Here is a 14,997-nt window from a genome sequence, read left to right on the forward strand (position 1 = left end):
GAATTATTGACCATAGTAAGCATTTTTACCGTGTTTGCGGAGATAGTGCTTATCTAACAATTCTTGCTGCATTGGCTCGATATCCGGGCGAACTTGGTGGCTGATAAAATTCATATAAGCAACTTCTTCTAGCACAACTGAATTATGCACCGCATCGTGTCCGTTTTTACCCCAAGTGAATGGACCGTGTGAATGCACTAATACGCCCGGAATAGCAGTTGGCTCAATACCACGAGTACGGAAAGTTTCCACAATTACACGACCCGTTTCTAATTCATATCCGCCCGCAATTTCTTCAGGGGTCATTTTACGGGTACAAGGAATTGCACCGTAGAAATAATCACCTTGTGTTGTACCGAGTGCTAACAGATCTTTACCTGCTTGAGCCCAACCCACGGCGTTGCGTGAATGCGTATGTACTACGCCGCCAATATCTGTAAATTCACGATAAAGTTCTAAGTGAGTTTCTGTGTCCGAAGATGGCTTTTTATCGCCATATACACGGTTGCCTTGTAAATCAACAAGCACAATATCTTCAACCGTCATTGCATCATATTCAACACCTGATGGTTTTATAGCAACCAAGCCTGTTTCACGGTCAATTTCACTTACATTGCCCCAAGTGAAAGTAACTAAACCGTGTTTTGGTAATTCTAAATTTGCTTTTAAAACACGTTCTCTTAATGCTTGTAATGCCGGTGTTAATTCGGTTAATTGAGTCATAGCGTGAAGCCCCCTTCTGTCATTTTTTGTTCAATCCAACGGCGAGCATTAATAATCTCAGCGATTGGCTCTTCTGCTTTTTCTGTCCACATTTCGATTAAAAATGCACCACGATAATTTAATTTAGCCAGCGTTCTAAAGCAAGCAACAAAATCTACACAGCCATCACCGAACGGCACATCACGGAATTGTCCTTTGCAAGTTTCAGTTACTTTGTAGGTATCTTTCAAGTGGATTGCTGAAATTTTATCCATTCCCAATTTTAGTTCTTCCGCTACGTTATCATTCCACGCAGAGAGATTACCTAAATCAGGATACACCGTAAACCAAGGAGATTTGATAATATCGTCCCATTTCTTCCAGCGAGTGATGGAACTCATAAATTTGGTATCCATAATTTCCACTGCAATAGTAACTTGGTTGCTTGCCGCAAGCTCTACAGCCCACTCTAAGCCTTCTTGGAAACGTTGGATTGTGCCTTCGTCTTGCTCTTCATAATAAACATCATAGCCGGCAAGCTGAATGGTGCGAATGCCGAGATCAACTGCTAATTGGATAGCCTTTTCCATAATCTCATAGGCTTTTTGACGCGTTGCTTCATCACGAGAACCGAATGGGAAACGGCGATGCCCTGATAAGCACATTGATGGAATGGTTACACCTGTATTAATGATTGTTTTCACTAATTTAGCACGCTCTTTTTTGCTCCAATCAAGGCGGGCGAGGCGTTCGTCTGTTTCGTCAATTGACATTTCCACAAAGTCAAAACCGCAGACTTTAGCGATGGAAAGTCTATCTTGCCACGAAATATTTTTTGGCAAGGCTTTTTCGTAAATACCGAGTTTGTGTTTTCTCATAGTTTTCCCTAAGGTTGATTTTTATTGTATAGAAATAGTACAGCAAGCGGTGTGATTTTTGCAAAATTTTGCCGAAATCAGACCGCTTGTTATGCCAAAATAATTTCTAATCCTTTTGCCTTTAATTCTTGAATAATTGCGGGGTCGGCTTCTTTGCCGGTGATCAGCAAATCGATTTTATCAAATTCTTTGAATAACATTCCGACTTTTTTGCCGAGCTTGGTGCTATCCATTAGCACCACATAACGTTCGGCGTGCATTGCCATTTGTTGTTCGGCATTGGCGATGATCATATCGGTTTTAAATAAACCTTCGGTGGTTAGTCCTTTACCGCTGGTGAACATTGTAGTCGCAGCATAGGTCATCTCATTTTGGGTGTTGAGCGAGAGCATTACTTTTTTATTTTTATTATATTGCCCGCCCATAATCACTACATCATCGTGAGAGCCTTCAATCAACTGATTTGCAAGCGGTAGATAATTGGTAATAATTTGCAATTTTCGCCCACAGAGTACATTGCCGAGCATTTCCATTGTTGAGCCGCAAGTTAAAATTAAACTTTCTCCTTCTTTGCATAAATGCCCTGCTGCTTCAGCAATACGTTGTTTTTCTTTGGCATTGTTGGTTTTTTTAGGCTCTTTATTTGAAGGTGAAAAAATTGCTTCTGCCCCGTTTCTCACTTTTTTTAATTTGCCTTGCTCATTTAATTTACTGATATCTCGCCTTGCGGTGGCAGGCGAAATATTTAGCAACTGCATAATATCAGTAGTTGAGAGAACTTTACGTTCGCCCAGCAATGCTAATAATTCTTTGTGTCTGTAGCTTTCGTTCATTATTCCTTCCTTGTTTGCATTGTTATTGTAAGTTGTAATGAACCTTAAAGATAGAGGCGAATGAAATCCGCCTCTAAGTAGCCATTACAGCATTGATTTAAATTGAATATTTGGCTCTTGCTCGAAGCAGTCATCAAAACCACGAGGGTGGTGGTATTCAATTAAATCTTTATCGCGAGGGTAAACATATTTGCCGCCCACTTCCCAAATGAATGGGTGGAATTGGTATTGCAGGCGGTCTTTACGCATACGCCATAAATCAATGATTTCTTGCGTACTTGCCATAAAGTTTGTCCAAATATCGTGATGAACAGGAATGATTACTTTACAACGTAAGCATTCTGCCATACGCAATAAATCGACAGAAGTCATTTTATCGGCAATACCGACAGGGTTTTCGCCATAGTTATTTAAAGCAACGTCAATATCAAATTGTTTACCGTGTTTAGCAAACTGGATTGAGTAGTGAGAGTCTGCACCGTGATAAATGTTACCGCCAGGGGTTTTAAACACATAGTTTACTGCTTTACGCCCCATTTCTTCGTCAGACGGACAAAGTCCGGCTAACTCGCCACCTCGTTCTTCAGCACCTTCAACAGGTAAAGTTACTAGACAGGTGCGGTCGAAAGAGTCTAAAGCGTGAATTTCGACGTCTTTTAATTTCACTACATCGCCTGGTTTCACGATGATAATACGTTCTTCCGGCACGCCCCATTTTTTCCATAATTCTGCACAGTGCCAAGGACCAACAAATTTAACGTGCTCGAGTTTAGGGTTATTACAAATGGCAGCAGCGACGTTTACGTCAATATGATCTGAGTGATAGTGAGAAGCGAGAATGAAATCAACCTCATTGATCGCAAAAGGATCTAATACCATTGGTTGAGCTCGTAAGTTTGGTTGTAATTTACGCACGCCTGCCATATTTGCCATTTGATGCCCACGCACCATATCTTTTACTTTCTTAGTTGATTTACCACGTCCACACCATAAATCCATACAAATATTTGCACCGGCAGGGGTTTTGATCCAAACACCTACACAGCCTAACCACCACATTGCGAAATTGCCTTCAGGCACAACTTCTTCTTCAATTTCTTCGTTTAACCAAGTCCCCCATTCTGGAAAAGTTGAAAGAATCCAGCTTTCACGGGTAATTTCTTGAATTTTGCTCATTGTGAACTCCTGTTTTGTTCATTTAAAAGAATAATTTAATCAAAACAAATCATATATAATCATAATTAAATAGCCAACTACTTTTTTAGAAAAATGTGATCTAAGTCTAATTTTGGTATTTATTTTTATAGAAATATATTTTAACTATTTGTTAGTTATCTATATTTTAAATATAAAATAGTATTTATAGCTATTTATAACAGTGGAATTAAATAATCAGAGTATATAAAAATAAAATGTGATCTTGCTCACAAATAATAAAAAATAATCTTTTGCAATCTGATAAGAGCATTTATCATTTAATTGATGCCGTAATAGGCTATATTTCCCTCAAATTCAAATCTCTCAAAAAGAGGCTAAATTATGGACTTTTTAACTGAAATTCTCCTTTTCTTAAAGGATCAGGTGTTAAATAAAGCACCATTTTTACTAGGTATTGTGGCTTGTTTAGGCTATATCCTACTGAAAAAAGACACATCGACTATTCTAAAAGGTACGATCAAAACCATCGTCGGTTTTATGATTGTGCAAGCAGGTTCAGGTTTCCTGGTAACAAACTTTAAGCCGGTGATTGATGGTTTAGCAAAATATCACCAATTAGCAGGTGCGGTTATTGACCCTTACACCAGTATGCAATCGACCATTCAAACAATGGGTGAAAATTACTCTTGGGTAGGCTATGCGGTAATTGGTGCATTATTCTTAAATATCTTACTGGTGGTGTTCCGCCGTTTAACCGGTATCCGCACGATTATGCTTACAGGGCACATTATGTTCCAACAAGCAGGCTTGGTTGCAGTGTTCTATATGATCATTGGTGCTTCAATGTGGGAAACCATCATTTACACTTCTGTATTAATGGCACTTTACTGGGGTATTTCTTCCAACATTATGTATAAACCAACCCAAGCAGTAACAGGTGGTGCAGGGTTCTCTATCGGGCATCAACAACAAATTGCTTCTTGGATTGCAGTAAAACTTGCTCCAAAACTTGGCGATAAAAACGATACTGTGGATAAAATGAAATTACCGAACTGGTTAAACATTTTTCACGATAGTATCTCAGCCACAGCCTTAGTAATGACCGTCTTCTTCGGTATTATCTTGCTCTCTTTCGGCTTAGATAACTTAAAAGAGCTTGCCGGCAAAACCAACTGGTTTATGTACATTCTTGAAATGGGCTTGAAATTTGCGGTAGCGATTCAAATCATCGTAACGGGTGTGCGTATGTTTGTGGCAGAATTGTCAGAAGCATTCAAAGGTATCGCAGAACGCTTAATTCCAAACTCTGTGCTTGCAATTGACTGTGCAGCAATCTACGCTTTCTCACCAAATGCAATGGTATTCGGCTTTATGTGGGGTGCTATCGGTCAGTTCGTGGCAGTGGGCGGATTGTTAGCCGTTGGTTCACCGGTGTTAATCATTCCGGGCTTTATTCCAATGTTCTTCTCTAATGCAACCATCGGTGTGTTTGCGAACCAATTCGGTGGTTGGAAAGCGGTGATGAAAATCTGTTTTGTAATGGGTATCATCGAAGTGCTAGGTTCTGCTTGGGTAATCCAAATGTTAGCGAGCCAAGGCACAACCTTCAACGGCTGGATGGGTATGGCAGACTGGGCATTATTCTTCCCACCAATCTTACAAGGTATTATCAGCGTACCGGGTTTCTTCTTCGTGATTGTGGCTGCTGCCCTTGTGTATATGTTCTTCGCCTCTAAACAACTTCGTGCGGAAGAAGCGGAAGCAGCAGCAAAAGGTTTAACCCTTGAACAGTTAGACGGCTACGGCTTAGATGAAGTAAAAGCAGAGCCAAAAGCAGAAATAGTTGTACAACAAGCGGTCGAAAATGCTGAAATTTCTGCAAATCCGATTCGTATTCTTGCGGTATGTGGCTCAGGTCAAGGTTCATCAATGATGATGAAAATGAAGATCAAAGGCTATTTAGACAAACGCGGCATTCCAAATATTATGGACTCTTGTGCGGTAACTGATTACAAAGGCAAATTAAATGAAGTAGATATTATTGTATCAAGCAAACATTTAGCCAATGAAATCGATGTGCCGGAGGGTAAAGCGGTACTCGGCGTGCAAAATATGCTAAACCCGAACTCATTCGGCGATGAATTAGTTGAATTAATCAACAAACATCAGGCAAAATAATCCTAATTCCCCTTACTTTATAAGGGGAAATTTACTAACAGGAATAATATATGAAATTCTCTCGTACTTTTCTATTCACTTTACTATCAACCGCCTTAGTATGTTCTGCTCAAGCAGCACCAAAAGAACCATACACTCAACCGGGTTTTGACACTCGTAGCATTGAAAAACAACAAGCACCAATTCATTGGGTTTCAGTTGAGCAAATCAAAGCAAGCCTTGAAGGAAAGCCGCCAATGAATGTTAGTTTTGATATTGATGATACTGTATTGGCAAGTAGCGGTTGTTTCTATTATGGTAAAGAAAAATATTCACCAAATGATTACAGCTATCTGAAAAATCAAGATTTCTGGGATGAAATCAATGCAGGTTGTGATAAATACTCTATTCCAAAAGAGGCTGCCCGTGAACTTATTAATATGCATCAAGAGCGAGGAGATAAAGTTTTCTTCATCACAGGGCGTACAGCCGGTAAAGATGATCAATTAACACCATTGTTAGCAAAAACATTTGGCATTAAAGATATGCAGCCCGTGAATTTTATGGGGGGACACGGCGTAGATCAGCTTAAAACTAAATTTAATAAAACGGCAGGCATTTTAAAACATAATGTACAGTTACATTATGGCGATAGTGATGATGACATTCTTGCAGCAAAAGAGGCGGGTATTCGTGGTATTCGTTTATTGCGTGCAACCAATTCAACTTATTTACCGTTCCCACAAGCAGGTGGATATGGTGAAGAAGTTTTAATTAATTCTAGTTATTAATCTGTTATGATTTGTATAGTAATTATCTTTAAGGAAAGAAAATGAACTTAAAACAATCTCTTATTGAAAACAATTCAATTCTTCTTAATCAAAAAGCAGCAAACTGGAAAGAAGCAATTAAACTAGGTACAAATTTACTTGAAAAATCAGGGGCTATTGAACCTCGTTACTACGATAACATTATCAGTAAAATTGAAGAAATGGGACCTTATATTATTCTTGCACCGGGTTTAGCAATGCCACACGCACGCCCTGAAGAGGGTGTGGTTAAAACGTCATTTGCGTTAGTAACTTTGGTAGAACCTGTTTATTTTGATGGCGAAGATGAGCCTGTTTCTGTGTTATTTACCCTTGCAGGGAGCGATTCAGACCGCCATATGCAAGGTTTGATGGAAATTACCCAAGTTTTAGACGATGAAGAGAGTGAAACTGGGGTCAATTTAGAAAAAGTCTTAGCCTGTAAAACTGCTGATGATGTTTATGCAATGATTGATAACGCATTGAACGGCTAGTATTAACAAATTTTAAAATCCACAGAGGAATATTAATATGTCAAAACCCTTACTACAAATCGCATTAGATTCACTCAGTTTAGAAAAAGCCGTTGCGGATGCAAAACAAGCTGAAAATTTAGTAGAAATTATAGAATGTGGCACAATTTTAGCCTTTGCAGAAGGTATGAAAGCGATTTCTACCTTACGTGCATTACACCCAAATCACATCATTGTGTGTGATCTAAAAACCACCGACGGTGGTGCAATTTTAGCGAAAATGGCGTTTGAAGCAGGTGCAGATTGGCTTACTGTTTCTGCTGCTGCTCACCCGGCAACCAAAGCTGCTTGCAAAAAAGTGGCTGATGAGTTCAATGCAGCTCACCCGGAACTCAAAGTGAAAAAAGAGATTCAAATTGAAATCTACGGCAACTGGACAGTTGAAAAAGATGCGAAAGAGTGGGTGGAATTAGGGGTTACGCAAGCAATTTATCATCGCTCTCGTGATGCAGAATTAGCAGGTAAAGGCTGGACAGCAGAAGATATCGAGTTAATGAAACAATTGTCTGATCTAGGCATTGAAGTTTCTATCACTGGTGGTATTGTGCCGGAAGATATCCACTTGTTCAAAGAAATTAAAAACGCCAAAGCCTTTATTGCCGGTCGTGCATTAGTGGGTGAAAAAGGCAAACAAACTGCTGAAGCGATTCGTGCAGAAATTGAGAAATATTGGGGTTAATGAGTCTCTATAAAAGAATAGAGTTCTAGCTATCAACTAGAACTCTATTTTTATGTGTTGAAAATAGCGTTATTTAGCTGCCGCTATTTTCCATAGCCTTGCAACATTCTCTGCGGTGGAAATCAGATTTTCTTTACCGAGTTTCAGCGTTTCTTCAAGGCTATTAAGCTGGCGAATAATCGGAAACACTGCATCAATACCGTGTTGATAAACCACAGGGTAGTCTTCTCGTAAACAACCGACAATCGCAATCACTGGCTTGTCAAACTGCTTAGCTGTTTTGGCAACGCCAATTGGGGTCTTACCTGCGATGGATTGAGCGTCCATTCTGCCTTCGCCTGTAATCACCAAATCCGCATTTGCTACTTTTTCGGCAAGACGAGTGGCTTCAATAATAATGTTCACTCCGGAACGAAGTGTAACATTTGGTAACAGTAATAATCCGCCCCCCATTCCGCCTGCCGCTCCAGCCCCTGCGGTATCGGCAATATTCACACCAAGCTGTTTCTGAGCTTGCTCAGCAAAATGGCGGAGAGCATTATCTAAGGTTTTGACCATCTCAGGTGTTGCTCCTTTCTGCGGTCCAAAAATGGCGGAAGCCCCACGCTCGCCACATAACGGATTATCCACATCACAAGCGACTTCAAAGGCGACTTGAGATAAACGTGGATCTAAACCGCTTAAATCAATCTGTTGAATTTGATTTAACGCTTCGCCCCCAAAGCCGATTTCTTGCTTTTCCGCATTGCGAAATGTTGCCCCTAAGGCTTGTAACATTCCCACTCCGCCATCGTTAGTCGCACTGCCACCAATGCCGAGAATGATTTTTTCCACCCCGAAATCGAGTGCGGCTTTAATCAGCTCGCCAGTGCCGTAGCTAGTGGTAATCAGCGGATTTCGCTTGTTGTTTGGTACAAGATGTAAACCACTTGCCGCCGCCATTTCAATAAAGGCGGTTTTTTTATCGCCCGATAGCCCGAAAAAGGCTTCAACTTGGTTTGCAAGCGGTGCTTTTACGCTGATTTTTTGCAAATTACCTTGAGTGGCATCAATCAGCGATTGCACTGAACCTTCACCGCCGTCTGCCATTGGTACAAGCTCATAATCAGCATTCGGGAAAATGCGGGAAAAACCTGTTTGAATTGCCTGAGCCACCTCTAAAGCGGTCAGGCTCTCTTTAAATGAATCGGGAGCAATTACAATCTTCATCATACTTCCTTACAATAATACTAATGAGAGTAGATACACTGTAAGAATACCAACCACGCCCATAATGAAGGTTAGCGTGGTTTGTGTGCGATAACCCTGTTGCGGCGTGAGTTTGGTAAAGTTAGTAACCACCCAGTAATAGCTGTCGTTGGCGTGGGAAACACACATTGAGCCTGCCGCAATTGCCATCACAGTTAGAGCTGCCGCCATTTCGCTGGTTAAACCTAAGGCGTTCATTAGTGAATCCGGGGCGTTGAACATTCCCATAATAGAAGCAGTTGTAATAATCGCCACCGTTGAGCTGCCTTGTGCGGTTTTCAAAATGGCTGAAATCAAGAATGGGAAGAAAATGCCTGCGGTGCTGATAATATGAGCATTTTGTTTGATGTAATCCACAAAACCTGCTTGAGTAATCACATTACCTAACACGCCACCTGCTGCGGTAATGAATAGGATTGGTCCGACTAATTTCAAGGTATCGTTGGTTAAGCTGTCAAACTCTGCCATTTTACCGCTCGAAGCCAGTAAGAAAATCGCAAAGACGACACCAACTGCAAGAGCAATAATCGGGTTGCCGACAAACTGTAAGAATATACCGAAATCACCACTTACGCCTGCGATTTTAGCAATAGAGCCTAACGCCATTAAGATAATCGGTACAAAAATCGGGGCAAGGCTTAAAAAGCCACTCGGTAATTTTCCATAGTGTTTCAGTAAGTCTTCATAACTTTGGCTGATGATTTTATCCGCTTCCGCTTCTTCGCTAACCGAGACTTGTTTACCGATATATTTTGCAAAGAAGTAGCTGGCAATCAACACTGGAATAGAAACCACAACGCCCATTCCGATAACCAATAATAAGTTATGGCTTAATCCTACTGCACCCGCAGCTGCAATCGGACCGGGTGTCGGAGGAATAAAAACGTGAGCAGCATATAAACCGGCACTCAGTGCAACTGCCATTCCAACCGGATTTGCCAAGATTTTTTTGCGAATCGCTTCACGGATTGGGTTTAACACCACAAAACCGCTATCGCAGAAAACAGGAATGCCGACTACCCAGCCCATAATCAGCATTGCAAGCTCAGGGCGTTTTTGCCCAACCACTTTAACTACCATATCGGCAAGTTTCAGGGCGGCTCCTGTTTTTTCTAAAATCGTTCCGATAATTGCCCCAAAGATGATGACAATCCCGATACTTTTGAAGGTGTTACTAAACCCTTCGCCGACAATAGACGGAATTTTCGCCAGCGGTAAACCGGCTAATAGAGCCAATGCCAATGAAATCGACATTAACGCCAAGAAAGGGTGAACTTTCAGTTTGGCAATCATATAGATCATAATAATGATTGCCACCACAAAGGTGAGAATAAGTGCAATACCGGACATAATCAGTCTCCTCGTTGTAGAATAATCAACCCATTATTGGAGATCTGCCGGTAAAAATCTTTATATGAAATTGCAAAAAATTTGTTAAAAATGACCGCTTGTTTTGTATTTTTCTACAATTTTTACGATAAAACCGCACCAAGATAAAGCACAAATTTTTGCTCTATGTTATTGAAAGATAAGCCGGTAATCTGCTCGATCTTCTCTAACCGATAGCGTAGGGTATTTGGGTGGATAAACAATTTTTGTGCGGCGTGATCCAGATCACAATTTGCAAAAAAATAGTGGCGAAGACTTTTCAGTAGCACCTGTTTTTTATCTGAATTCAGCAACGCTTGGAAAGGGACAAGTAACGTTTTTGCCTCCCAAGAGTGGCTAAAACTATGTAGCAAAGCCGGCAGTTTGAAATCTTCAAAATAAATAATCCGCTTGCGACTTTGGATCTGCTCGGCATAGTTGAGCGTATGGCGGGCGGTTTGATATGAAATGTTGGTTTGCGATAAATTCTCAACCGCCAACCCAACCACTGTTTTAAAGGAAATATCGGGATCAGTCAGTTTATTTAACGCATTGCGAATAAGTGATTTATCATTGGATAAATTATTCAATAAGGCGATTTTATCCAAGCTAATTACCGCAGTGAGCAATGCTGGGAAATGGTGCTCGAAGAAATCTATTAAGTGTTGCAATTTTTCAGCGGTTGGCGTATTCACTTTAATCAAGATAACCGACAGTGGTTTTGCAAAATCTTGCTCAAAAAAGACCGCTTGTTCGTGAATTTCTTCCGTGCTGAGTGTGCCTTTTAGCAAAGCTCGCACAAATTCTTCACGATAACGCCGTTGCCAACGTTCTTGTTCCAGCTCAAAGGCTTGTTGCATAATCAGCTCTGCAGCCATTTTCACTAACTGAGCATATTGGCGAATGTCTTGCGGTTGCCCTGAAATTCCTACTACCCCCACGGTAGAGCCGAGATAGTGTAGTGGTAAGTTAATGCCTGCCTTTGCCTCATAGTGCCACTGTTTTGCAAGATTTTCATCAATTTCGACCGCTTGATCTTGGCGTAACGCCAACACCGCCCCGGTATGTCGCTGCCCGATACGAGTGGTATCGCCGGAGGCAATAATGACGCCTTCGTTATCCATCACATTGACGGAATTGGGAATAATCTGCATCGTGCGTTTTACAATACGGTCAGCAATGGCTCGGTTGAGTTTCATCTTTTATCCTGTTGCAATCGGCACAGCCTGTTTAGCGTTTTAAGAGCGAGAAATGTAAAAACTCGACAAAATGATCAGCCCAGTGCATTTCGTGGTGGATTTCGTTCGCCATAATGCGTAGGAGAATGTTGTCCAGTGGCACGCCGGTGCGAATTAGCGACCGGTAATAATTGAGCGAGCAGTCGATGTAGGTTTGGTTCATATTGGAGATAAAGTGTGAATCGATTTCATCGCCTTCATTTGTGCCAACTTGAATAAACACTTTGGTGTTTGGTTGGATTGGGTGCTGGTGCGTAAAGCGTAGGAAATCTGGCTCGCTAAACCACGAGGCAAGAGAGAATACGCCTAAATGCCCGAAAATATGAGGGTAGGCACTTCCCATATAAGCAGTGATAATGCCCCCCATTGAGCTACCGGCAAGTAATGTATGCTCACGCTGTGGTTTGGTTCGATAGTGGATATCAATAAACGGCTTCACTGTTTCCACCACCCATTTGGCATAATCGCCGCCTAAACCACCTGCATTTTTGGTTTCAGGTGTTGAACCTGTGGTGGTTTTCCAAGGACCATATTCATTTAAACGTTCTGTGCCTGCATTATCAATGCCGACAATAATCATTTTTGGTAACTCCGGGTGCGATTTAATGGTTGGAATAATTTTCCACGAATGCCCGGAGTAAGACTCTTTGCTGTAAAACACATTTTGCCCATCGTGCATATATAACACAGGGTAAGTTTCCCATTTTTCGTGATGATAATCTTTCGGCAGCAATACCCGAATACGGCGATGGTGATGTAAGTATGGCACATATAAAAAATGTTCCTGCATTTCCAGATAGTGGTGATTGAAATGTTTATGTGCCATTATGTTTATTCCTTTCTGATATTAAATGTTGTCATAACCTTATTTTACACCTTAATTTTATGACGAGAAACAAGCGGTCATAAAAAGTGAATTTTTTGCAAATTAAAGCAATCGTTTGCCTTATTCTTTTTCGATATATAAAAGAGAAACTGTGATCTAAATCACAGTAATTTTAGCCGGGCTTAGTTAAAATTCCTCCTGATATTTCCAATAAAAGGAGAATGCTATGCAGGCTTCATTACAAGATATACTTGATGTGGTAAAAGCAAAAAATTTAACTTATCAACAAAAGTTGATGAGTTTGGGTAATATTGCCGAGCGGTTATTTAGCCCCGTTGAGTTACTCGGTTATACCGAAGAAGAGTGGGCGTATATTAACAATCAGATGATTTGCGATCTGTGTGAAGGTTATGCGATTTACCGCCCTCGTTATATTCTGCCTGATTATAATGTTTATATTCAAAAAGGTTGTAAATTCTTAGATTTACCACCGCCAACCAATCTTGATGAAGTGCTGGACGGGTTATTGATTCTCTACTCTCACGTTCCGTCAATTACCACTTTCCCTGTCTATATCGGGCGTTTAGATGAATTATTAGATCCGTTTATTACCGATGAAGAACAAGATTACATCAAAATTAAACGTTTCTTAAATCATATCGATAAAACCATTTCAGACTCATTCTGCCACGCTAATATTGGACCTTATGATACCAAAGCAGGGCGTTTAATCTTAAAAGCTGTGATTGAACTTGAAAACACCACGCCGAATATGACGATTCGTTATGATAAAACCAAAACCTCTCGTGAATTTGCGGAATTAGCAGCGAAAGCTTGCTTGTTGGTTTCAAAACCTTCTTTCGCCAATGATGCCTACTACCGCCAAGATTTAGGCGATGAATACGGCATTGCGAGTTGTTATAACGCCTTACCGGAATGTGGCGGTGCTTACACCTTAACCCGTTTACGTTTGGGGACGATTGGGCGAGCGTGTGCAACGGTAGATGAAATGGTCAATAAACTATTGCCAAAAGTAGCGAAGTTAGCCCTTTCTACAATGGATAAACGCCATAAATTTTTGGTAGAAGAAAGTAACTTCTTTGAAAGTAGTTTCTTAGTTCACGAAGGATTTATTAAACGCACGAACTTCACGGGTATGTTTGCGATTGTAGGGCTTGCTGATGCGGTAAATCATTTATTAGAGCAAGAAGGTTTAAGCGAAACCTTCGGACAGAGCAAGCGTGGCGATGAAATTGCAACCCTGATTATGGATAAACTTCAAGAAGTCAATAATGCTCATCAAGGTGTGTATGCAGAACGTACCAACGATCACTATTTACTACACGCTCAAGTTGGGGCAAGTAACCACGCAGAAGATAAATTGAATACGCCGGCTCACCGTATTCGTGTCGGTCAAGAACCAACACTGTTGGCTCATTTAAAACAATCCGCCCCTTTCCATAAATATTTCCCATCGGGTACAGGCGATTTGTTTGCGTTTGACCAAACCTACACCGACCATTTAGATGCCGTTGTGGATATTATTGATGGCTCATTTGAACAAGGTTATCGCTACATTACCACTTACTTGAAAAATACCGATTTAATTCGCGTAACGGGTTATTTAGTGAAGAAAAGTGAGGTGGAACGTTACCGTAAAGGCGAAGCCGTATTGCGTGATACCACTTGGTATGGTGCGGGTACGGACGATTGTGCCAAAGTATTCGACCGTCAGTTGCGTGATGAAGAAAATGTAACTGCGGCACAATAAAATGGCTGCACTTTCTGATATTTTTGTGCCGTTGCATCGCATTATTCCCTTTTCTAATGTGGAAGGGCAGGGTAACCGCACAAGTATTTTTCTACAAGGCTGTAAGCTGAACTGCTTGTATTGCCATAATCCGGAAACAATTCCTCGTTATACAGAGGAGGCAAAACAGGTTAGTTTGCAATACTTATATGATCAGGTGATGGAGGCTGTGCCTTTTATTCGAGGGGTAACTATTTCGGGGGGCGAGCCGACGATTCATCATAAAAAATTAGTTCCGCTGTTTGAAGCATTTCGCCGAAAAGGCTTAACCTGTTATTTAGATAGCAGTGGCTTTTTTGATTTTGAGGCAACAGAGCCGTTAATTAAGGTTACCGATAAATTTCTGTTTGACCTTAAAGGTGATGGAGTAGGTTTACAAACGCTCTGCTTTGATCGAAAAAATCAAACCGGCAAAGTGCCTGAACAGGTTATTCCAAGCGTTAATCATATTAAGCCTGAAAACTTGGCTCGTAATTTGCAAAATTTAGCCAAATTATTACCGCTTGATAAGGTGGAAGAAGTGCGTTTGGTTTACCTCAACGAGTTTTATGATGCCTATCATTTACTCGAAAAAGTAGCTCAATTACTTAAGCCTTATCCAAACGTATTGCTCAAAATTATTCGGGTGCATACTAAAGGAGCAAGAGACGAAGAAGGTTTAGCCTGCTTTGTACCAAGCATTGAGCAAACAGATAAACTGGCGGCATTTGCCAAACAGTGTGGAATAAACAAAATTATTACTATCTATTAACGGAGTT

Annotated in this window: 14 protein-coding genes; 6 read left to right on the forward strand and 8 right to left on the reverse strand. The window is 40.8% G+C overall.

Annotation, left to right across the window (positions count from 1 at the left end):
• Window positions 1-3: 3 nt before the first annotated feature.
• The 4 genes from V6W77_RS08805 to ulaG all read right to left on the reverse strand — a co-directional run bounded on the left by V6W77_RS08805 (window position 4) and on the right by ulaG (window position 3,589).
• On the reverse strand, window positions 4-723 hold the full coding sequence (locus V6W77_RS08805; protein ID WP_283386572.1) for an L-ribulose-5-phosphate 4-epimerase: 720 nt from the start codon (window positions 721-723) through the stop codon (window positions 4-6).
• Entirely contained in the window at window positions 720-1,580 is an 861-nt protein-coding gene (locus V6W77_RS08810) for an L-ribulose-5-phosphate 3-epimerase (RefSeq protein ID WP_334254420.1), read from the reverse strand. Before V6W77_RS08810 ends, V6W77_RS08805 begins: the two co-directional genes overlap by 4 nt.
• Before the next feature lie 89 nt (window positions 1,581-1,669).
• Entirely contained in the window at window positions 1,670-2,413 is a 744-nt protein-coding gene (ulaR, locus tag V6W77_RS08815) for an HTH-type transcriptional regulator UlaR (RefSeq protein WP_025235064.1), read from the reverse strand.
• Between the two features lie 84 nt (window positions 2,414-2,497).
• The gene (gene ulaG / locus V6W77_RS08820) at window positions 2,498-3,589 is read right to left on the reverse strand and encodes an L-ascorbate 6-phosphate lactonase (protein WP_334254421.1); all 1,092 of its coding nucleotides are present in this window, start codon (window positions 3,587-3,589) and stop codon (window positions 2,498-2,500) included.
• A 363-nt stretch (window positions 3,590-3,952) separates the two neighbouring features.
• Here ulaG and V6W77_RS08825 point away from each other — a divergent pair, with 363 nt between their 5' ends.
• The 4 genes from V6W77_RS08825 to V6W77_RS08840 are packed head-to-tail and all read left to right on the forward strand — an operon-like array spanning window position 3,953 to window position 7,749.
• Window positions 3,953-5,749, forward strand: coding sequence for a PTS ascorbate-specific subunit IIBC (locus V6W77_RS08825; protein ID WP_334254422.1), 1,797 nt, complete (start codon window positions 3,953-3,955; stop codon window positions 5,747-5,749).
• A 50-nt stretch (window positions 5,750-5,799) separates the two neighbouring features.
• The gene (gene aphA / locus V6W77_RS08830) at window positions 5,800-6,519 is read left to right on the forward strand and encodes an acid phosphatase AphA (RefSeq protein ID WP_025235067.1); all 720 of its coding nucleotides are present in this window, start codon (window positions 5,800-5,802) and stop codon (window positions 6,517-6,519) included.
• Between the two features lie 41 nt (window positions 6,520-6,560).
• Window positions 6,561-7,031: a PTS sugar transporter subunit IIA gene (locus V6W77_RS08835; RefSeq protein ID WP_025235068.1), complete on the forward strand. Its 471-nt coding sequence runs from the start codon at window positions 6,561-6,563 to the stop codon at window positions 7,029-7,031.
• A 37-nt stretch (window positions 7,032-7,068) separates the two neighbouring features.
• A complete protein-coding gene (locus V6W77_RS08840) occupies window positions 7,069-7,749 on the forward strand; it encodes a 3-keto-L-gulonate-6-phosphate decarboxylase UlaD (protein ID WP_025235069.1) in 681 nt (226 codons plus the stop codon).
• A 69-nt stretch (window positions 7,750-7,818) separates the two neighbouring features.
• Here the strand turns inward: V6W77_RS08840 and V6W77_RS08845 are convergent, their stop codons facing one another.
• The 4 genes from V6W77_RS08845 to V6W77_RS08860 all read right to left on the reverse strand — a co-directional run bounded on the left by V6W77_RS08845 (window position 7,819) and on the right by V6W77_RS08860 (window position 12,429).
• Window positions 7,819-8,958, reverse strand: coding sequence for a glycerate kinase (locus V6W77_RS08845; protein ID WP_334254423.1), 1,140 nt, complete (start codon window positions 8,956-8,958; stop codon window positions 7,819-7,821).
• Window positions 8,959-8,967: 9 nt separating this feature from the next.
• Window positions 8,968-10,347 (reverse strand): GntP family permease, encoded by a 1,380-nt coding sequence (locus V6W77_RS08850; protein WP_334235467.1) that lies wholly within the window; start codon window positions 10,345-10,347, stop codon window positions 8,968-8,970.
• Between the two features lie 122 nt (window positions 10,348-10,469).
• A complete protein-coding gene (locus V6W77_RS08855) occupies window positions 10,470-11,564 on the reverse strand; it encodes a CdaR family transcriptional regulator (protein ID WP_334254424.1) in 1,095 nt (364 codons plus the stop codon).
• A gap of 31 nt (window positions 11,565-11,595) precedes the next feature.
• Entirely contained in the window at window positions 11,596-12,429 is an 834-nt protein-coding gene (locus tag V6W77_RS08860; protein ID WP_025235073.1) for an alpha/beta hydrolase, read from the reverse strand.
• Between the two features lie 226 nt (window positions 12,430-12,655).
• Here V6W77_RS08860 and V6W77_RS08865 point away from each other — a divergent pair, with 226 nt between their 5' ends.
• Together V6W77_RS08865 and V6W77_RS08870 are read left to right on the forward strand one after the other, a co-directional pair.
• Window positions 12,656-14,200, forward strand: a complete 1,545-nt coding sequence (locus tag V6W77_RS08865) for a YjjI family glycine radical enzyme (RefSeq protein ID WP_334254425.1) — start codon at window positions 12,656-12,658, stop codon at window positions 14,198-14,200.
• 1 nt (window position 14,201) lies between these two features.
• Window positions 14,202-14,990: a 4Fe-4S cluster-binding domain-containing protein gene (locus V6W77_RS08870; protein WP_334249007.1), complete on the forward strand. Its 789-nt coding sequence runs from the start codon at window positions 14,202-14,204 to the stop codon at window positions 14,988-14,990.
• Window positions 14,991-14,997: the final 7 nt, after the last annotated feature.

Source organism: Mannheimia indoligenes (assembly GCF_036880405.1).
Classification (GTDB): Bacteria; Pseudomonadota; Gammaproteobacteria; order Enterobacterales; family Pasteurellaceae; genus Mannheimia; species Mannheimia indoligenes.